The organism is Pseudomonas sp. MWU15-20650, assembly GCF_023242475.1.
Taxonomy (GTDB): Bacteria; Pseudomonadota; Gammaproteobacteria; order Pseudomonadales; family Pseudomonadaceae; genus Aquipseudomonas.
Genome location: NZ_JALJFG010000018.1, coordinates 1 through 19,552, shown reverse-complemented (window position 1 = coordinate 19,552; position 19,552 = coordinate 1). Strand labels below are relative to the sequence as shown.

The window sequence follows — 19,552 nt, the reverse complement described above, 5'->3', positions numbered from 1 at the left end:
CAGCGTAGTCGCTCAACCGAGGAACAGCTGGTAAGCCGGGTTTTCGCTTTCATCCCAGTACGGGTAGCCGATTTGTGCCAAGGCAGCCGGCACCAAGTGGCGCTCATCCGCGGGCACTTGCAGGCCGGCGACCACACGGCCATCGGCCGCTCCGTGGTTGCGATAGTGGAACATCGAGATGTTCCAGCGCCCGCCCAACTTGTTAAGGAAGTTGAACAAGGCACCTGGCCGCTCGGGGAACTCGAAGCGAAACACCACTTCATCACTGACCTTGGCCGCATGCCCGCCAACCATATGGCGGATGTGCAACTTGGCCAATTCGTTTTCGGTCAGGTCCAGCACCGGGAACCCCTGGCTGGTCAGGCTGGCGATCAGCGTGCTGCGCGGATCGTTTTCCGGATGGGTCTGCACGCCGACGAAGATGTGCGCCTCGCGGCCGGAGTGGTAGCGGTAGTTGAATTCGGTGATCTGGCGTTTGCCCACGGCCTCGCAGAACGCCTTGAAGCTACCCGGCTTCTCGGGGATGGTTACCGCGATGATGGCTTCGCGGCCCTCACCCAGCTCGGCGCGCTCGGCCACATGGCGCAAACGGTCGAAGTTGACGTTGGCGCCGGAGTCGATGGCCACCAGGGTTTGCCCGGTCACGCCACGGCTCTCCACATACTTCTTGATACCCGCCACCCCCAGTGCGCCTGCCGGCTCGGTGATCGAGCGCGTGTCGTCGTAGATATCCTTGATCGCCGCACAGATCTCATCGGTGCTGACCGTGATCACCTCATCCACATAATCCTTGCAGATGTCGAAGGTGTGCTGGCCAATCTGCGCAACCGCCACGCCATCGGCAAAGATGCCGACGGTCGGCAGCACGACGCGCTCGCCGGCAGCCATGGCGGCTTGCAGGCAGTTGGAGTCGTCCGGTTCGACGCCGATGATCTTGATGTCCGGGCGCAGGTACTTCACGTACGCCGCGATACCCGCGATCAGCCCGCCACCGCCCACCGGTACGAAAATCGCGTCCAGCGGCCCCGGGTGCTGGCGCAGAATCTCCATCGCCACGGTGCCCTGCCCGGCAATGGTGTGCGGATCATCGTAAGGGTGGATGTAGACGTAGCCTTTTTCATCGACCAGTTTCAGCGAGTAAGCCAGCGCTTCCGGGAAGGAATCACCGTGCAAAACCACTTTGCCACCACGGGAGCGCACGCCTTCGACCTTGATCTCCGGGGTGGTCTTGGGCATCACGATTGTGGCCTTGACCCCCAGCACCTTGGCCGCCAGGGCCAGGCCCTGGGCATGGTTGCCTGCCGAAGCAGTCACTACGCCGCGCGCGCGCTCTTCGGCGCTCAGTTGGGTCAGCTTGTTGTAGGCGCCACGAATCTTGAACGAGAACACCGGCTGCAAGTCTTCACGCTTGAGCCAGACCTTGTTGCCCAGCCGCTCGGAGAGCTGGCGAGCAGTCTGCAATGGGGTTTCTACGGCAACGTCATAAACGCGCGAGGTGAGGATCTTTTTGACGTACTGTTCAAGCATCGGCGGATATCACTGGGCGAGTTGGGCAGGGCCGAGGAGTCTAACCCGGCTTTCGGCCGTACGACCACACGAATCCCGAGGTTTTGTTGGGTTATACTCGCCGCCCTCGATAACTCCCCGCCCGCTCCGGAGCCCGCATGACCCAGGATCAACTCAAACAGGCAGTGGCCCAGGCCGCCGTCGATTTAATCCTTCCTAAACTCGACGATAAGAGCATCGTCGGTGTCGGCACCGGCTCAACCGCCAACTGCTTTATCGATGCGCTGGCCCAGCACAAAGGCGCGTTCGACGGCGCGGTCGCCAGCTCCGAAGCCACCGCCGCACGCCTCAAGGGCCATGGCATTCCGGTGTACGAACTCAACACCGTGAGCGACCTGGAGTTCTACGTCGACGGCGCCGATGAAAGCGACGCACACCTGAACCTGATCAAAGGCGGCGGCGCAGCCCTGACCCGCGAGAAGATCGTCGCGGCCGTGGCCAAGACCTTTATCTGCATCGCCGACGCCAGCAAGCTGGTGCCGGTACTCGGCGCGTTCCCGCTGCCGGTGGAAGTCATCCCGATGGCCCGCAGCCACGTGGCCCGCGAACTGGTGAAACTGGGCGGCGACCCGGTGTACCGTGAGGGAGTGTTGACCGACAACGGCAACATCATCCTCGACGTCTTCAATATGCAGATCACCAACCCGGTGGCGCTGGAAACTCAGATCAATGCGATCGTCGGCGTGGTCACCAACGGCTTGTTTGCCGCGCGTCCGGCCGATGTGCTGCTGCTGGGTACCCCGGAAGGCGTAAAAACCCTCAAGGCCTGATGCAAACCCCCATGCGGGAGGGGCTTGCCCCCCTTCCACATGGGTGGGCGGTGTTCAGGACTCTGGCTTCTTGAACACATAGAACAGGTTCGGCTCGCTGACCAGGTACAAGGTGCCCTCGTTATCCATGGCGATTCCTTCGGCCTGAGGCACACGTTTTTTCAGGCCATGGCGCCCGCCAAGCAGAGAAAGACTGCTCAACGGGCGACCGTCGATATCCAGCTCCAACACCAGGAACGACTCATCGGACAGCGCCAGCAGATGGCCGCTGCGCTCGTCGTATTGCAGGCTCGACAGGTCGCGCACAAACAGTCCCGCGTCACGCTTGGGGTTGTTGATCACATGTACCGAGTAGGTTTTTTCCGGTTTGAAATGGGGAAAGCCGTGAACCTCGTAGATCAGCATCGGATCGCGCTCCTTGGCCACGAACAGACGCTTGCCTACCGAGTCGTAGGCCAAGCCCTCAAAGCCCTTGTTGCCACCGATGTGCACGCCCAGGGTCATTTGCTCTGCGTCGGCGGCATCGAGGAATCGCGTGTCATCGTCCACATGCACCTTGATCAGCCGCTGTTGGCGCTCGTCACTGATGACGTAGATGTTGTCGCTGATGAACTCCACGGCCTCGGCATCGCCAAAGCCCAGCAGGGGAATACGCCGCAAGATAGTGCCGTCCAGGGACAGTTCGATCAGCTCGGCGTTTTTATTGGTGACCGTAAACAGGCTGTTGCGCACGGGGTCGTAAGTCAGGGCCGAGACGTCATCGTTGAGCCCCTCGATAACCTTGGCTTCCAGGCAGACCCGGTAATGATCCAGGCCAATGGAGCGCTCATCGGCAGGCTGGCGCCATGCCTGGAGGTTGAACCAGGCTCGTTCGAACAAACGAAAGTGCTGGGCGAACACCCCTGCGGTCACCAGGGCGATCAGCAACAGCATGAAAAACGCGGGTTTGGGGCGGGCAAATCGACGCATCGGGCAAGCTCAAAGTCAAAAGTGGCGGATGAATATCACGCCCATCTGAATTTAAACTTAAACGCTGCCTGATGTGTGGCGAATGCCGCTCCTGGAGCAATGTCCGACGTAATCGCAGCGTTACTTCTGCTTTTCGAAGCGATAAAACAGGTTCGGCTCACTGACCATGTACAACGTGCCGTCTTCATCCAAGGTCACGCCTTCAGCACGGGGAATGGTGCGCTGGAGGCCATTGAACCCACCGAGCAAGGTCATGAAGCTGACTTGCTTGCCCTTCTCATCCAGTTCAAGGAGCAGATGGGAATCGGCCGACAACACCAGTAAGTGCCCAGTGCGCGGGTCGATAGCCAAGGCTGACAGGTTACGCATGTCCAGCTCGTTGCTGGCGACCTTTTGCTTGTCACCCGTCAACGTGCTGCCATCGCTTTTCCAGGTGAACAACGCCGGTGGGCGCTCCTCGCCGAGCACGACCTGCTGGTTGCGCTTGTCCCAGGTGACACCTTCAAAGGCTTTGTTCTGGTCTTTGGACGGGCCGAGGTCGTAGGTCGTGAAGTCAGCCATATTCAGCTGCTGGGTGCTGGCATCGACCTTCACCATCGTCAGGGTATGCTTGCGCTCGTCGACGATGGCCATCAGGCCATTTTCCATTACCGTGACGCCTTCGGGGTTGTTCCAGCCATTGAGCGGCATCTTGCGCAGCACATCGCCTTGCAGGTTCAGTTCAACGAGGAACGGGTTTTTACCCATGACGGAAAACAGGGTTTTAGTCTGTGGGTTATAGGACAAGTCCGACGCCTCGTCCTTCTCCATGCCCGGCAGCACCTTGGCGTCGATGACCGCACGGTAGTCCGGCAGCCACACGCTCGCTTGCCGCGCGGCCGGGCTTTCAAAGCCCTCCGACACCCACAATACGCCCCGGTCATCCCAGTGCATGGCCCAGGCCACGCCATACACAATCACCCCAGCCAGGAACAGCCAGGAATACCAGCGCAGGATAAAACGGGCACGGGGCTTGGGTGTAACAGAAGACAGGGGCACGGCCATTGAGCGCTTTTCCGGAATAAGAGCATTAGTTGATAGCACAGGATCAACGGGCCCGCGCGCAGGAGGCTTGGGATTATCCGGGTAACGTGTGAAAAAAATGCAAAAGCCCAGGATTCACACAATCAAATGTGGGAGGGGGCTTGCCCTAATGCCTGTCAGTTAAGAAGGAACACTATCACTGTGGCGAGCGGGCTTGTCCCGCGTTGGGGTGCGCAGCAGCCCCAAAAGCTATCTGCGCGGAGTATCGGATACACCGCATTCGTCCTTCTTTAGGGGCGCTACGCGCCCCAACGCGGGACAAGCCCGCTCGCCACAGGTTACCGGTTGCTCGTTCTAGCGCTTAACTGACTGGCATCGGGGCTTGCCCCCTCCCACATTTCGAGCATGTTCAGTCAGGCGATCAGCGAACGCTGCTTTCGAAGCGGTTCACGCCCACCAACTCCAACACCAGTTCATCCCCCACATTCAACGGCCCCACGCCGGCCGGAGTACCGGTGAGGATCACGTCACCGGCCTGCAAGGAGAAGCAGCCTGCCATGTGTTGGATCATCGGGATGATCGGGTTGAGCATCTGCGCGCTGTTGCCCTCCTGGCGCACTTGGCCGTTGATGGTCAGGCGAATGCCGATATCGGTCACGTCGGCAAAGGTGCTGCCAACCACGAAGGGCGCAATCACCGCAGCGCCGTCGAAGGATTTGGCGATTTCCCACGGCAGCCCCTTGGCTTTGAGCTCTGCCTGTTTGTCGCGCAGTGTCAGGTCCAGGGCCGGGGCGAAGCCCGAGATGGCGTCCAGCACTTCTTCACGGTTCGGCTTGTTCGACAGCGGCTTGCCGATCAACACCGCGATTTCCGCCTCGTAATGCACTGAACCGCGCTCGGTCGGGATGCTGAAACCGCCGTCCAACGGCACCACACAGCTGCCTGGCTTGATGAACAGCAACGGCTCGGTTGGCACCGGGTTGTCCAGTTCCTTGGCATGTTCGGCGTAGTTACGCCCGATACACACCACTTTGCCCACAGGAAAGTGGATGTTGGTGCCGTCGACATACTTGTGCTGGTAGCTCATGGAACGACTCCTTCAAGGGCGGTTAAACAGCGAAGATCTTGCCGGGGTTCATGATCCCGTTCGGGTCGAACACCGCTTTCACGGCCTTCATGTACTCGATTTCAACCGCCGAGCGGCTGTAAGTCAGGTAATCGCGCTTGGTCATGCCTACGCCGTGTTCGGCGGAGATCGAGCCGTTGTACTTTTGAACGGTCTCGAATACCCATTTGTTCACGGTGGCGCACTTGGCGAAGAACTCATCCTTGCTCAGGTTTTCCGGCTTGAGGATGTTCAGGTGCAAGTTGCCGTCGCCGATGTGGCCGAACCAGACGATTTCGAAATCCGGATAGTGTTCACCGACGATCGCATCAATTTCCTTCAAGAAGGCTGGCACTTTGGAGACAGTGACCGAAATATCGTTCTTGTACGGCGTCCAGTGGGAAATGGTCTCGGAGATGTACTCGCGCAGTTTCCACAGGTTGTGCAGTTGGGTTTCGCTCTGGCTCATCACACCGTCCAGCACCCAGCCCTGTTCGACGCAATGTTCGAAGGTTTCCAAGGCGTGGTTGGCGATTTCTTCGGTCGTGGCTTCAAATTCCAGCAGTGCGTAGAACGGGCACTCGGTTTCGAACGGCGCCGGTACGTCGCCACGCCCCATGACTTTGGCCAGGGCCTTGTCGGAAAAGAATTCGAAGGCGGTCAGGTCCAGCTTGCTCTGGAACGCATGCAGCACCGGCATGATCGAGTCGAAGTCAGTGGTGCCCAGCACCATCGCGGTAAGGTTTTTTGGCGCACGGTCCAGGCGCATGGTGGCCTCGACCACAAAACCCAGGGTGCCTTCAGCGCCGATAAACAGCTGACGCATGTCGTAGCCGGTAGCGTTCTTGATCAGGTCGCGGTTCAGCTCCAGCACATCACCCTTGCCCGTGACGACTTTCATGCCGGCGACCCAGTTGCGGGTCATGCCGTAGCGAATCACCTTGATCCCGCCGGCATTGGTGCCGATATTGCCGCCAATCTGGCTCGAACCCGAGGAAGCAAAATCCACCGGGTAATACAGGCCGTTTTCTTCGGCGACGTTCTGCAGTTGCTTGGTGACCACACCCGGCTGGCACACGGCGGTGCGGTCGGTGAGGTTCACGTCGAGGATCTGGTTCATGTAGTCGAACGAGACAACCACCTCACCATTGGCCGCCACCGCAGCTGCCGACAAGCCGGTACGACCACCGGATGGCACCAGCGCCACCTTGTGTTCATTGGCCCAACGGACAATGGCCTGCACCTGCTCAGTGGTCTTGGGGAACACGATAGCGCTGGGCGCGGGGGCGAAGTGCTTGGTCCAATCCTTGCCGTAAGCCTCCAGGGAGTCTGCATCGGTCAGCACTTTGCCGGGCTCAACCAGGGTCTTTAGCTCATCAATCAGGGCAGGATGGGTCATCGACAGAACTCTCGAACAATTCATGGTCATCCTGAGAACGCTTCACGTCGCAGGAATAGGTGTTTAGCGGGGCGCGTATGCTAGCATACCGCCCCCGCAGGACAGAGCCCAAGGGCGTTTCTGCGGCGACGGCTTTCCTGCCGTCCGGGTCAGCTTAAGCGATCCGATTCCCTGCCATTTTTCTCCGGGATACAGGTTTACGCAGATGAGCAAGACTTCTCTCGATAAGAGCAAGATCAAGTTCCTTCTTCTGGAAGGCGTCCACCCATCGGCTGTCGACGTTCTGAAAGCCGCTGGGTACTCCAGCATTGAGTACATCACCAGTTCTCTGCCGGAAGCCCAGTTAAAGGAAAAGATCGCCGATGCGCACTTTATCGGCATTCGCTCCCGCACTCAGCTGACCGAAGAGATCTTCGACCACGCCAAGAAACTCGTGGCAGTCGGCTGTTTCTGCATCGGCACCAACCAGGTCGATCTCAATGCAGCGCGCGAGCGCGGCATCGCGGTGTTCAACGCACCGTACTCCAACACCCGTTCCGTGGCGGAGCTGGTGCTGGCCGAGGCCATCCTGCTGCTGCGCGGCATCCCTGAGAAGAATGCTTCCTGCCACCGTGGCGGCTGGATCAAGAGCGCGGCCAACTCCTTCGAAATCCGCGGCAAGAAGCTGGGTATCGTCGGTTACGGTTCGATCGGTACTCAGCTGTCGGTCCTGGCCGAAGGCCTGGGCATGCAGGTGTTCTTCTACGACACCTTGACCAAGCTGCCATTGGGCAACGCGACCCAGGTCGCCAGCCTGACCGAGCTGCTGGGTATGTCCGACATCGTGACCCTGCACGTTCCGGAAACCGCTGAAACCCAGTGGATGATCGGCGAGAAGGAAATCCGTGCCATCAAGAAAGGCGGCATCCTGATCAACGCCGCACGCGGCACCGTGGTCAAGCTGGACGCCCTGGCCGACGCGATCAAGGACAAGCACCTGATCGGCGCCGCCATCGACGTGTTCCCGGTGGAGCCTCGCTCCAACGACGACATCTTCGAAAGCCCGCTGCGCGGCCTGGACAACGTCATCCTGACCCCGCACATCGGCGGTTCTACCGCTGAAGCCCAAGCCAACATCGGCCTGGAAGTGTCGGAGAAGCTGGTCAAGTACAGCGACAACGGTACCTCGGTATCGTCCGTCAACTTCCCGGAAGTGGCCTTGCCGGCTCACCCTGGCAAGCACCGTCTGCTGCACATCCACCAGAACATCCCTGGCGTGATGATGGAGATCAACAAGGTCTTCGCGGAAAACGGCATCAACATTTCCGGTCAGTTCCTGCAGACCAACGAGAAAGTCGGCTACGTGGTGATCGACGTAGACGCCGAGTATTCGGACCTGGCGCAAGAGAAGCTGCAGCACATCAACGGCACAATTCGTAGCCGCGTGTTGTTCTAACGCTTTAAAAGCAGCACAAAAAATGGGAGACCCGCAGGGGTCTCCCATTTTTTTGTCTGAACAAATCTTACTTGACGGTAATGGTGATGACTTTGGAGGCTACAGTCGGGTTGAACTGCATGTGCAGCTTGTCGCCGGCGACCAGTTGCAGGGTGTGCTTGCCCGGGGTGAGGGTCAGTTCGGTTTCGGTCTGGGCCTTGCCGTAGTGGATCACGGTGTCAGTGGCCGGGATCGGCACGCTGGCGTCCGGTAGCGCTTTCTGGTCGACCAGCAGGTGATGATGGCCGGTGCCTGGGGTCTGGTCGGTGGCTGGGGCCAGCTTCAAGCCCTCCATACCGAACTTCACCGTGAAGGTTGTATCGACCGTGGCGCCGTCTTTTGGCGAGACAATAAACACTTTGGCACCTTCAGGTGGAGCGCTGCGCGGGATACCGTCGGCAGCGGTGGCCAACATCGAGGCACCCAGCAGCAAGCCGGCAATCGTTGCACGGGACAATAGAGCTTTCATTCGCTTCTCCAGTTTCTGCAGGAAATCTGTTGGGTTATGACAACTTCGCGACAAATTGCTGTCCAAGGCACTCAACACCATAGCAAAGCGATGCTGAACGGCGCCTCGCATAGACGAATTCTTTAGGAGTGACCATGCGCTTTTCGCCTGGCCTTGTACTTTTACTGCCCCTTCTAAGCACTTTAGTCAGCCCCTTGGCTCACGCCGAACTGATCGATGACGTATTTGACCGTGGCGAACTGCGCATCGCCCTCGAAGCCAACACCCCACTGTTCAATTTCAAGGACGGCGAAAAGCTCGCCGGTTTTGAAGTTGAGCTGGGCGAACAATTGGCCAAGGAGATGGACGTGCGCCCTTCGTTTATCACCACCGATGACAGCGACCTGCTTTCGGGGGTGGAAACCGGCAAATACGACGTGGCCATCAACCATATCGCTATGACTGCCGAGCTGCGGGATCGGTTCGATTTCAGCGAGGCTTATCTCAAAAAACCGGAATTGGCGATTCCCTTCCAGAAGGGTAACCCGGCGTTCAAGAGCAGTTTGGACAAGGCATTGCAGCAGGTAAAAGCCGATGGCCGCTTAAAGGCACTGACGCAGAAGTGGTTCAAGAACGATGCACCGGCTATCAAGGCACCATAATTCAACTGTGGGAGGGAGCAAGCCCCCTCCCACATTTTGATCTAGGCCAGGCTTGAGAGATGGGCCAAGGCAGCCGTCGTAGCACACTCTGTGCCCGAATCTTTTCCATGCTTAAAACGGCTCGTTACCGCGCCGGCGAAACCAGCCGGTCAAGGACAGGCGTTCACGCGTAGCAGGCAGGACTTCGTGGGGCACCTCGCCCGACAGGAACACCACCAGGCTACCGCCGGTGGGCACCACATCGTATTCGACGCCGCCCTTGAGGTACATGCGCAACTGGCCGCCATGCTCGGGCAACCAGGCGTCGTTCAAGTAGATGACCGCCGAGACCATACGCCGGTCATCGTCGCGAAAACGGTCCACATGCTTGAGGTAAAACGCCCCGGGCGGGTACATCGCGAAATGGCTTTCGAAATCTTCCAGGCCGAGGAACAGGCTGCGGTTCATCGCCAGGCGCAGGCTGTCCATCACCGCCATATAGGTGTCGCAGACAGCCGCGTCGCCTTCCTCCAGCCACTGGATATGGTCACCGCGAATCCCCTCGCGAATCTCCTGGGCCGGCCCGCGTCCGACTGCGGCAGGGGCCAGTTCACCTTCAGCGGCACGTTTACGGCACTCAGCCGCCAGTTCCAGGGTCAGAGCCTGGGGCAGGAAGCCATTCTGCTGCGACCAGCCTTTTTCGGCCAGGTCGTCGACAATGCGTTGCAGCAGCGGGTGATCGAGGGGTATTTGCATGGCGCGCATAGTATCCATACGCCTGTGAATCCGACAGAGCCGCCGAGCGTCTGAATGCACTTTAGTCAGGTGATTGATAGGATTTCTCGACAAATCCTACGCCCGACACGGACAATAGTGGCCGACTGACAGGAGTCCATATGCGTCGTTTGTTTTTTTCCGTGTTGATGTTCTGCGTTTTGCCCGCTTGGGCAGACGGCCATGACCAGTTATACAAGGTCGCCGGCTGGGCCGAACAACGTGCGCATTTCAATGACGCCCTCAGTGCCGCCCAACAACGCTACCGCAATAGCCTGCCGCCGGCGGTGTACCAGGCGCTGGTGGACAACAGCAACAAACGCTTCGCCGCCCAGGCTGTGGACCAGCGCGCCGAGGCGCAATTGCGCAAGCACTTGGCGGACCCGAAACCTGCCCTGGCGTTTTTCCAATCGCCCCTGGGCCGCAAGGTCGTCGCCGCTGAGTTGCTGGCCACCCGCCGCGACCAATTGGCGAAAAACGCCCAGGGCCTGCCACATATCGAAGCCGACGCGACCCGCAGCCTGATCATTGGCCACCTGGCCCAGGCCCTGCCCGCCCGTGAAGCCGGTGCGGAAGTCAGCCTGGCGATTGCCGGCGTGGCGGCCGACAGCTTGAGCCAGATGATTCCCGGCCTGTTGGGGGGTGGCCAGGCGCAGGGCATGTTGAACGGCCAACGCGAACGGCTGATGCAGCAGATCGGCCATGATCTGAACAACACACTGTTGTACGTCTATCGGGATTTGTCCGACCCTGAGCTGGAAGAGTTCGCCACGTTTGCCGAATCGCCCGAGGGCCGGGCGTATTACCAGGCGGCGCTGGCCGCCATTCGCGCGGGACTGGCTGTCGGCCAAAGCACTTCCAGCCTGGCGCAGTAGAAAATGTGGGCGGGGGCAAGCCCTAATGCCAGTCAGTTAAGAAGGAACACTATCACTGTGGCGAGCGGTTGCTCGTTCTAGCGCTTAACTGACTGGCATTGGGGCAAGCCCCCTTCCACATTTGGGTCGCGTTATTTCAGATGGTCCGTCAGGTATCGGAAGTACTCTTCGCGAATCGCCGGAATCTCATTCGCCAAATGATGCCGGCCACGCGGCAGCATCAACACCTCGGGCTGATCGAACTTGCTCTGCAGCACCTGCAAGTTGTGCTGCCAATCTACCGTCATGTCTTCTTCACCCTGCACAATCACCGGCCGCCGAGGGCTGCGTGGTGCCGCTTCGATGCGCTTGATCCAACGCGCCAGCGCACCCACCCAGGCGGTGGGCAATTGGCGCGGCTGTAGCGGGTCGGCTTCAAGGAACGGTTTGAACGCGGGGTCGTGGGTGTTCTCGCTGAACCGCCGGGCGATGCCTTTGATGAACGGCCGCAGCAGGTAATAACTGACTTGCGACCAGCCCCACGCACGCGGCCGTACCAAGGGCGACAGCAGGAAGGTCTTGCCCTGGGCCGGGCTGCCTGCGCCATGGTTGAGCAGGTGGTCGACCACCACCGCGCCACCGGTGCTTTGCCCGAACAGGTGCCACGGCTGTGGCAGCTGCAACGCCTTGGCTTCGACGAACAACGCCTGCACCACATCTTGGTAGACCGCAAAATCATCGATGCTGGCACGCGCGCCGCTGGATAAACCATGCCCCGGCAGGTCACAGGCGATCACCACAAAGCCCTGGTCCAACGCCCAGTCCACCACGTTGCGGTACAGCCCCATGTGGTCGTAGAAGCCGTGGAACATGAACAGCGTCGCCACCGGCTGGGGCGGCCACCACACCTGGGTGACCACGTCGAACCCGTCCACCTCGCAACGTCCCAGGCGGCTCACGGCCGGTACTTTGCGCGCGGCAAGGTCCAGCCCATAAAAGCGCTGGTAGACCCGCGCCTCGGCGCTAAGCGGTTGCGCATCCACCAGGGGCCGCAAGCTTTCGCGCAGATGATCGGGGTCAAAGGTGACAGGCATAAAGGTTTCCAAACTACGGTGAAGATGAATATCGAGCTGCGATATTCATCTGTCAGGACAAGCATGGCAAGCTACGCGACCTTCGAGGATTGATCTGAATGCGACCGCCCTACCGTACCGCCTTGTTCGCCAGCCTGATCCTGATCATCTGCGCCGGCGTGCTATGGGCGGCGTATGACTGGTTCCAGGGCCGCTACCTGCGCACCTTCAGCGAACACACGGCGGTGTTCTCCGGTGATGCGCTGCGCCTGCCTGCCGAGCTCAGCGGGCCTGGCCCGATTCGCCTGGTGCACTTCTGGGACCCGGCCTGTCCGTGCAATGTCGGCAACCAGCAGCATCTGGGCGAGTTGATCGAGCAGTATGCGCCGCAAGGGGTGGAGTTCTATGCCCTGCAAAAAGCCGGCAGCCACGGCCAGTTGCCCGACAACCTGCGCAAAATGAAAACGCTCACAGCGCTGCCCGGCGCCGAGCAGGTGCCGGCCACTCCGGCGGTGGGCATTTGGGATCGCACGGGCAAGCTCGCGTACTTCGGCCCCTACAGCGAAGGGCTGACGTGTAATTCAAGCAACAGCTTTATCGAGCCGATCCTGCAAGCGCTTGAAGCCGGCCGTGAAGTCGATGCCACCCACACCCTGGCGGTGGGTTGCTACTGCCAGTGGAGCAAGGCATCAAACTGAACGGAGGCTGTTTGAGCGGCAAACTCCAATCACCCGAGCGGCAGGCTGCTGTATTGTAAGCGTCCAGTGACATTGCCAGCAGACGAAATAGGAACACATGAGCCAATTAACCATCATCCTCTGGATGCTGAACGTTATCGTGGATACGTCCGGCCAGTTGGCATTCAAGGCCGCCGCCTCAGCCAGCGCCGAACATGACGGCGTGGCTCACTGGAAGCACATGCTCCAGCGCCCGTGGATCTGGCTGGGCGTGATCTGCTATGTCTTCGAATTCGTATTGTGGCTGGCTTTCCTCACGCTGGTACCGCTGTCGGTCGGCGTGATGCTGGGTTCCATCAACATTGTCGTGATCATGATTGCCGGCCGCTTCCTGTTCAAGGAAAGCCTGAGCAAATGGCGGTTGATCGGCATTATGCTGATTGCCTGTGGCGTGACTGTCGTAGGGTTTGAATGATGAAGCGTTTCTATATCCTGGGCTTTCTCGCACTGATCGTTTTCGACACGTTGGCGCAGGTCAGTTTCAAATTTGCCTCGGTGCATGCCGAACCGCTGACGATGGACGCCGCCTGGTTGGTGCGCGTGTTTGGTGCACCGTGGATCTACGGCGCCTTCGTGGGCTACATCGGCGCATTCTTCACCTGGATGACCTTGCTCAGGTACGCCCCCGTAGGGCCGGCGTTTGCGGCGTCGCACCTGGAGTTGATCAGTGTGACGCTGATCTCTGTCTGGCTGTTCGATGACACCCTGACCTGGCCCAAAATCATCGGCGGCGCACTGATCATTGCGGGCATTCTTTGCCTGGCGCGCAGCGAAGACAAAGAGAGTAAAACCGTCGAGGCCGAACCTTCGCAGCCACTGGCGTCATGACCCGGGAAATCCCGCCTACCGCTGGCCTGCCCTTGCGCTGGCGGGATGTGCTCAACCTTTCGGGCGATCTCGCCCAATCCTTGGCCCGCCAGTTCTCGATTCCACTCCCGGCGCTGCCCTGCTCCGGCACCGCCGCACTGATCATCGCCTTGCGCGTCTTGCAACAGCGCATGCCCGGACGCGCCCGGCTGATCGTGCCGGCGTACACCTGCCCGCTGGTGGCATTGGCCGCGCATTACTGCCCGCCGTTGCGCGTCGTGCCCTGTGATTTGCAGCCGGGCAGCATTGACCTCGACGAACAGCAACTCAAGCACCTGTGTGACGACAGCACCCTGGCCGTCGTGGTCACCCACTTGGCCGGGCGCGTGGCGGACGTTGATACGGCCAAGCGGATTGCCGATGCGGTCGGCGCAGCGGTCATCGAAGACGCCGCCCAGGCCATGGGCGCGCTCGACGACGGCAACAGCGTGGGGCTCAAAGGCGACGTAGGCTTTTTCAGCATGGCGCTGGGCAAGGGTTTGACGACCGCAGAAGGCGGCGTGCTGTTCAGTCGTGACCCGGCGTTGCATCAAGCCCTGCATCGACAGTGCCGACACGACCTGCCCTTCAGCCTGCGCTGGGAGCTGCAACGCAGCGCCGAACTCTGGGGTTACGCCCTGCTGTATCAGCCGCGCGGCTTGCACTACGTGTACGGCAAAGCCTTGCGCGCCGCGCTGGCACAAGGTGACGAAGTCGGCGCCGTGGGTGACGACTTTTCAGTCAACGATATCCCGTTGCACCGCCTGGGCGGCTATCGCCAGAAGGTCGGCGTCGCGGCACTGGCGCGCTTGCCGGATTATTTGCAACAAGGCCGCACCCGCGCATTGCGCCGTGCGGCACGCTTGAATGCCTTGCCCGGGGTCTCGGTCGTCATGGACAGGCCAGGGCAACAAGGCACATGGCCGTTCCTGATGGTGATCATGCCTTGTGCACGCACCCGGGATACGGCGATGGCGCTGCTGTGGACTTCGGGGCTGGGGGTGACACGCCTGTTCATCCGCACCTTGCCGGACTACCCCGCAGCCGCCCCACTGTTAGAAGCAGGCGGCGATATCACTGAGGCCCAGGCATTCGCCGCCCGTACGCTGTCGATCAGTAACAGCCATTGGCTGACGGACGAACATTTTGAGCGGGTACTGGCTCAGTTGAAGGCTATTGTCGCCAGCCCTGATTGATGCGCGCCACTAAACGGCTATTGAGCTCGTTCTGCTGCTGTTGCCAGATCTGCACTTGCGCCTCGGGCAACTCTTCCTGACCGTCGGATGCGCTCAACCAGCGCTTGAACTTGCTTTCATAGTGGTAGGCCGACACATCACCGGTGATGTCCGCACCGATGATCTGACCCTGGCAGGCGCTGATCAGGTCGTTCAAATGCTGTTCCAGGAATTCGCCCTGGTCCCAGTTGGTGTTCACCACCTGCGGGCTCAGCACGTCTTTGTCGATGGACAGGTAAACCGGCAGCGAGCGGTCAAACTGCGCCAGGAAGGCACGCATCAGCTCATCCGCATTGCTGAAAGCGCGATTACTGCGACCGGCGCCGATCCAGTTCATCCAGCGCGTGTCGACGTTGACGTTCCAGTAGGTCAGCTTGCGCTTGAGCAGCGGCGACCAGTGATTCTCCCAGGCATGGCCCAGGCCAATATCCTGTGAGCCGATGCCCAGCACATGCACATGCTCGACCTGCGGCAAGCGGCTGGCCCAGTAGACCCACGACCCACAGTGAATGCCGAACGGGTAGCGCATGTTGTCGGGGTGGTTGTCGCAGATGATCAACTGGAACTTCGGCTGCGTGGGCAAGCGGTTCAATAACAGCTGGCTGAGATGGTGATAATCGCCGCTACCGGTGAACACACAGCCGTAATCGCTGGGCATTTGGCCGTGCAGGGCCACTTCCAGTTCCTTGAACTGCGCCCACCGGCAACCGAAACGGATTTTTTCCTGCCATGCCTGCAACGGCAAGGTCACCGCACCAGGAATGTCGCTGACAGCCCCGTCAAAGTCGAGAATCAACGGCGCTCGGCTGTGGCTCATGAGGTTTTCTCCTGGAACCACTGCGAATCACTTTCAAAGTGATGGCGGAACCGATTGCCCAGCTTGCGCAGCAGCGGGTTGCGCACCCAGACCAGATGGCGAGTAAAGGTAAAATCGGCGCCGAGGCTGGCCTTGACTTGCGGGTCGGTCCAACCCGCCACATAGAACGTCAAGCCGTTGGCCACCGCGTACTCCAGGTTTACAAACCAGCTGACGAAGTACAGGTTGAACTCCAACGCCGATGGGTAGTTGAGGCCAATGTACTTGTCGAGCAGCTTGCCCCCTTCCACGTAGCACAGGTTGTAGCCGATCAGCTCGTCGCAATGCCAGTAGCAGAACACGCGCCCGTTGCTGTTGGCGTCCGTCAGCAACCCGCGGAAAAACTCAGGGGTGAGCAGGTCAAAATGGATCTCGCTCTGGTCGTACACCGCCTTGTACAACCCGTACAAGTGCGTGAGCCAAGCCTCATCGTTGAAGCGCGCATCGCCGGTGTCCAGCACCTCAATGCGCAGCGCCTCGCGGCTGCGTAGCTTGCGGCGGATGTTACGGCGACGACTGTGGGACAAGCGCTCCAGATACTCGTCGACGGTACTGAAGTTGATCGGCACATACGCCAGCGCCTGGCCCTCCAGGCTAATGAAGCCGCGCCGTGTGCACTCATCGATCAAGGCTTGCGCGTAGCGATTGTCCGCGTCGCTGAGCAGCGGCGAGTTGCACGGGACGTCCTTGACGATGGTGAGTTTGCGCTGCGGCGCACACTCATATTGCAGCCATTGTGCGAGATCCTGCGGCGCTACGCTCTGGGGGAACGGCGCGTATTCGCTGACGGTGGTGCCCACAAAGCAGCTGTCGATACGCAGCCAGGTATTCCACAGGTTGTAGCCCGGCCAACCGCGAACACGGCTCACGAACTCATCGTCGGCGGTGGTCAACAGGTCGAACGGTGTGAAAAAGTACGGCAGGCCCTGGTCGGATAACCGCGCGTCAAAGCCCACCGGCGGATGCTGCAAAAAGCGCCCGATCAGCGACTGCGCTTCCAGGCAGCAGGCGTAGGCAGCCTCTGGCTGGCTGGAGTCCGGAATAGGTTGCGTGGCGCAAGTCATGGAAAAAAGCTCAAGAATGACGGGCGCAATAGTAGCGCATTAGAGGCACTGAGCACTTGAACCTCGCCTGTCACGGCAACGTATCAGCATTTCCCGCAGTTCCCGCCAAACCGATTAGACTCCGTTGACTTTCAAGGTGACTGACTCAAGGACCTCCATGAAACGCAGCCTGACCGTGCTTGCTCTCCTGATTGCCGCCCTCACCGCCTGCGCCGGCTGGTATGTCTACAGCAAGCAACCGACCCGCCAGGGCACGGTCATGCTGAGCAACCTGCAAAGCTCGGTCACCGTACGTTACGACGACCGTGGCGTGCCGCACATTCGCGCCGGGAACGAGACCGACCTGTACCGGGCCCTGGGTTACGTCCATGCCCAGGACCGGTTGTTCCAGATGGAGATCATGCGGCGCCTGGCCCGTGGCGAATTGGCCGAGGTGCTGGGGCCCAAGTTGCTGGAAACCGACAAATTGTTCCGCAGCCTGCGTATACGTGAACGCGCCTTGAGCTACGTGGAGCACGTTGACCACGACTCCAAGGCATGGAAGGCCCTGCAAGCCTACCTGGACGGCATCAACCAGTACCAGGACAGCCACGCCAGCCCAATGGAGTTCGACGTACTGGGCATCGCCAAACGGCCGTTTACCGCCGAGGACACCATCAGCGTCGCCGGGTACATGGCCTACAGCTTTGCCGTGGCATTTCGCACCGAGCCGGTACTGACTTACGTTCGCGACCAGTTGGGCAGCGATTACTTGAAAGTCTTCGACCTGGACTGGCAACCCAAGGGCGCACTCAACCTGGCCGCCAGCGACTGGAAAACCCTCGGCGCCATCGCCTCACTGAGCGACCAGGCCCTGGCCGACAACGGCTTGCCGCAGTTCGAAGGCAGCAACGCCTGGGCGATCAGTGGCAATCGCACCAAAAGCGGTAAACCGTTGCTGGCGGGCGACCCGCATATTCGCTTCTCGGTGCCGTCGGTATGGTACGAGGCGCAGCTGTCGGCGCCAGGCTTTGAGCTGTATGGCTATCACAACGCGCTAGTGCCGGTGGCGTTCCTGGGACATAACCTGGATTTCGGCTGGAGCCTGACCATGTTCCAGAACGACGACCTCGACCTGATCGCCGAAAAGGTCAACCCGGACAACCCCAACCAAGTCTGGTACCACGGCCAATGGGCCGACATGACCAGCAGCGAGCAGCAGATCGAGGTCAAGGGCCAGGCGCCGGTCACGCTCACCCTGCGCCAATCGCCCCACGGCCCGATCATCAATGACGTACTCGGTGAAAATGCCGGCAAGACGCCGATTGCCATGTGGTGGGCGTTCCTCGATACCGAAAACCCGATCCTCGAAGGCTTCTACGAACTCAACCGCGCCGATACCCTGGCCAAGGCGCGTGCAGCGGCGGCCCAGGTGTCGGCGCCGGGCCTGAATATCGTCTGGGCGAATGCTAAGGGCGATATCGGCTGGTGGGCAGCGGCGCAATTGCCGATTCGCCCGGCGGGAGTCAACCCGGCATTCATTCTCGATGGCAGTACCGCCCAGGCCGACAAGCTGGGCTTCTATCCCTTCAGCGCCAACCCACAGGAGGAAAACCCGGCGCGTGGCTATGTGGTGTCTGCCAATGCCCAACCGGCCTCGCCCACCGGCCTGGAAATTCCCGGTTACTACAACCTGGCCGACCGCGGCCAGCAGTTGAATACGCAGTTGAGCGACAAGAGCGTGAAATGGGATGTGAACAACAGCCAGGCATTGCAGCTGGGCACCACCACCGCCTACGGCCCACGCCTGCTGGCGCCGCTGTTGCCGGTCCTGCGTGAGGTGGTCAAGGACCCGGCGCAGTTGAAGCTGGTGGACCAGTTGGCCGCCTGGAAAGGTGATTACCCGCTGGAGTCCACCAGCGCCACGTTGTTCAACCAGTTCCTGTTCAACCTCACCGACGCGACGTTCCACCCGAAACTGGGTGACGCCCTGTTCAAGACCCTGCTGACCACCCGCATGATCGACGCCGCCTTACCGCGCCTGGCCGCCTCGCCGGATTCACCCTGGTGGAACGGCAAGCGGGCCGACACCGTCAAGCTCGCCTGGGACAACAGCCTGGCTCACCTCAAGGCCACCTTCGGCGATGACCCGTCACAGTGGCTGTGGGGCAAGGCGCACACCCTGACCCACGGCCACCCGCTGGGCCTGCAGAAGCCATTGGACATGCTGTTCAATGTCGGCCCGTTCCCCGCCCCCGGTACTCACGAAGTGCCGAACAACCAATCCGCCATGATTGGCCCCGCGCCGTGGCCGGTGACGTACGGTCCATCGACGCGCCGGCTGATCGACTTTGCCGACCCGGCCCACGCCTTGACCATCAACCCCGTGGGGCAAAGCGGTGTGCCATTTGACCGGCACTATGGCGACCAAGCGCAAACCTACATTGAAGGCGGCTACGAACAAGCGCATTTCAGTGAGGAGGAGGTCACGGCCAATACCCGTGGCACGCTCAAGCTACTGCCGGCCAGATCGGCACACTAGCTAGCGCTCATCCGGGCGCCGCAAAGTTGAGCCTGAACGGTTGCGGCGTCACCCCCTGCCTGCGATTGAACACGCTGCGCATGTGCTGGGCATCGCGGAATCCGCATTGGTGGATCAGGAGCCGGGGGTTCAAGTCGATGAATTTTGTGGAGGTCACCCGCCAGTCGCCGTGGACTTAATGTGAGAGGGGGCTTGCC

19 protein-coding genes and 1 pseudogene are annotated in these 19,552 nt (G+C 60.4%); 9 read left to right on the top strand and 11 right to left on the bottom strand.

What is annotated here, in order from left to right; all coding sequences use genetic code 11:
• Positions 1-12: 12 nt before the first annotated feature.
• Positions 13-1,527 carry a threonine ammonia-lyase, biosynthetic gene (gene ilvA, locus M5B43_RS15250; protein WP_248750880.1) on the bottom strand — a complete coding sequence of 505 codons (1,515 nt, stop codon included), beginning with the start codon at positions 1,525-1,527 and terminating at the stop codon, positions 13-15.
• 137 nt (positions 1,528-1,664) lie between these two features.
• Between ilvA and rpiA the strand changes: the two genes are divergently transcribed.
• On the top strand, positions 1,665-2,336 hold the full coding sequence (gene rpiA / locus M5B43_RS15245) for a ribose-5-phosphate isomerase RpiA (protein ID WP_248750879.1): 672 nt from the start codon (positions 1,665-1,667) through the stop codon (positions 2,334-2,336).
• A 54-nt stretch (positions 2,337-2,390) separates the two neighbouring features.
• On the opposite strand, the gene M5B43_RS15240 is transcribed toward rpiA, so the two are convergent.
• From M5B43_RS15240 to M5B43_RS15225, 4 genes are all read right to left on the bottom strand, one after another.
• Positions 2,391-3,305 carry an SdiA-regulated domain-containing protein gene (locus M5B43_RS15240; RefSeq protein WP_248750878.1) on the bottom strand — a complete coding sequence of 305 codons (915 nt, stop codon included), beginning with the start codon at positions 3,303-3,305 and terminating at the stop codon, positions 2,391-2,393.
• 120 nt (positions 3,306-3,425) lie between these two features.
• A complete protein-coding gene (locus M5B43_RS15235; RefSeq protein WP_248750877.1) occupies positions 3,426-4,349 on the bottom strand; it encodes an SdiA-regulated domain-containing protein in 924 nt (307 codons plus the stop codon).
• A gap of 400 nt (positions 4,350-4,749) precedes the next feature.
• Positions 4,750-5,415: a fumarylacetoacetate hydrolase family protein gene (locus M5B43_RS15230; protein ID WP_248750876.1), complete on the bottom strand. Its 666-nt coding sequence runs from the start codon at positions 5,413-5,415 to the stop codon at positions 4,750-4,752.
• A 22-nt stretch (positions 5,416-5,437) separates the two neighbouring features.
• Complete coding sequence (locus M5B43_RS15225) at positions 5,438-6,832, bottom strand: FAD-binding oxidoreductase (RefSeq protein ID WP_248750875.1); 1,395 nt, start codon at positions 6,830-6,832, stop codon at positions 5,438-5,440.
• Positions 6,833-7,037: 205 nt separating this feature from the next.
• On the opposite strand from M5B43_RS15225, the gene serA reads away from it, so the two are divergent.
• The gene (gene serA / locus M5B43_RS15220; RefSeq protein ID WP_017139511.1) at positions 7,038-8,267 is read left to right on the top strand and encodes a phosphoglycerate dehydrogenase; all 1,230 of its coding nucleotides are present in this window, start codon (positions 7,038-7,040) and stop codon (positions 8,265-8,267) included.
• A 67-nt stretch (positions 8,268-8,334) separates the two neighbouring features.
• Here serA and M5B43_RS15215 read toward each other — a convergent pair whose 3' ends face one another.
• Positions 8,335-8,775 (bottom strand): DUF4399 domain-containing protein, encoded by a 441-nt coding sequence (locus M5B43_RS15215; protein WP_248750874.1) that lies wholly within the window; start codon positions 8,773-8,775, stop codon positions 8,335-8,337.
• 134 nt (positions 8,776-8,909) lie between these two features.
• Between M5B43_RS15215 and M5B43_RS15210 the strand changes: the two genes are divergently transcribed.
• Complete coding sequence (locus M5B43_RS15210) at positions 8,910-9,416, top strand: transporter substrate-binding domain-containing protein (RefSeq protein ID WP_248750873.1); 507 nt, start codon at positions 8,910-8,912, stop codon at positions 9,414-9,416.
• Between the two features lie 111 nt (positions 9,417-9,527).
• Here the strand turns inward: M5B43_RS15210 and M5B43_RS15205 are convergent, their stop codons facing one another.
• On the bottom strand, positions 9,528-10,160 hold the full coding sequence (locus tag M5B43_RS15205) for a 2OG-Fe(II) oxygenase (protein WP_248750951.1): 633 nt from the start codon (positions 10,158-10,160) through the stop codon (positions 9,528-9,530).
• A 131-nt stretch (positions 10,161-10,291) separates the two neighbouring features.
• On the opposite strand from M5B43_RS15205, the gene M5B43_RS15200 reads away from it, so the two are divergent.
• The gene (locus M5B43_RS15200; RefSeq protein ID WP_248750872.1) at positions 10,292-11,044 is read left to right on the top strand and encodes a DUF2059 domain-containing protein; all 753 of its coding nucleotides are present in this window, start codon (positions 10,292-10,294) and stop codon (positions 11,042-11,044) included.
• A gap of 131 nt (positions 11,045-11,175) precedes the next feature.
• On the opposite strand, the gene M5B43_RS15195 is transcribed toward M5B43_RS15200, so the two are convergent.
• Complete coding sequence (locus M5B43_RS15195; RefSeq protein WP_248750871.1) at positions 11,176-12,117, bottom strand: alpha/beta hydrolase; 942 nt, start codon at positions 12,115-12,117, stop codon at positions 11,176-11,178.
• A gap of 98 nt (positions 12,118-12,215) precedes the next feature.
• On the opposite strand from M5B43_RS15195, the gene M5B43_RS15190 reads away from it, so the two are divergent.
• The 4 genes from M5B43_RS15190 (at position 12,216) to M5B43_RS15175 (ending at position 14,875) form a co-directional block, all read left to right on the top strand.
• Positions 12,216-12,794: a DUF6436 domain-containing protein gene (locus M5B43_RS15190; RefSeq protein WP_248750870.1), complete on the top strand. Its 579-nt coding sequence runs from the start codon at positions 12,216-12,218 to the stop codon at positions 12,792-12,794.
• A 97-nt stretch (positions 12,795-12,891) separates the two neighbouring features.
• A complete protein-coding gene (locus M5B43_RS15185) occupies positions 12,892-13,248 on the top strand; it encodes an EamA family transporter (protein WP_248750869.1) in 357 nt (118 codons plus the stop codon).
• Positions 13,248-13,661: an EamA family transporter gene (locus M5B43_RS15180; RefSeq protein ID WP_248750868.1), complete on the top strand. Its 414-nt coding sequence runs from the start codon at positions 13,248-13,250 to the stop codon at positions 13,659-13,661. The genes M5B43_RS15185 and M5B43_RS15180 overlap by 1 nt, the downstream gene beginning before the upstream one ends.
• Positions 13,658-14,875: a DegT/DnrJ/EryC1/StrS family aminotransferase gene (locus tag M5B43_RS15175; protein ID WP_248750867.1), complete on the top strand. Its 1,218-nt coding sequence runs from the start codon at positions 13,658-13,660 to the stop codon at positions 14,873-14,875. Before M5B43_RS15180 ends, M5B43_RS15175 begins: the two co-directional genes overlap by 4 nt.
• Here M5B43_RS15175 and M5B43_RS15170 read toward each other — a convergent pair.
• Positions 14,853-15,731 carry a hypothetical protein gene (locus M5B43_RS15170; protein WP_248750866.1) on the bottom strand — a complete coding sequence of 293 codons (879 nt, stop codon included), beginning with the start codon at positions 15,729-15,731 and terminating at the stop codon, positions 14,853-14,855. The genes M5B43_RS15175 and M5B43_RS15170 overlap by 23 nt on opposite strands.
• Positions 15,728-16,834 carry a GNAT family N-acetyltransferase gene (locus M5B43_RS15165; protein ID WP_248750865.1) on the bottom strand — a complete coding sequence of 369 codons (1,107 nt, stop codon included), beginning with the start codon at positions 16,832-16,834 and terminating at the stop codon, positions 15,728-15,730. The genes M5B43_RS15170 and M5B43_RS15165 overlap by 4 nt, the downstream gene beginning before the upstream one ends.
• A gap of 157 nt (positions 16,835-16,991) precedes the next feature.
• Between M5B43_RS15165 and M5B43_RS15160 the strand changes: the two genes are divergently transcribed.
• Positions 16,992-19,355 carry a penicillin acylase family protein gene (locus M5B43_RS15160; protein WP_248750864.1) on the top strand — a complete coding sequence of 788 codons (2,364 nt, stop codon included), beginning with the start codon at positions 16,992-16,994 and terminating at the stop codon, positions 19,353-19,355.
• Between the two features lie 7 nt (positions 19,356-19,362).
• Here M5B43_RS15160 and M5B43_RS15155 read toward each other — a convergent pair.
• Positions 19,363-19,479 (bottom strand): annotated as a pseudogene (locus M5B43_RS15155) (AraC family transcriptional regulator); the annotation flags it as partial.
• Positions 19,480-19,552: the final 73 nt, after the last annotated feature.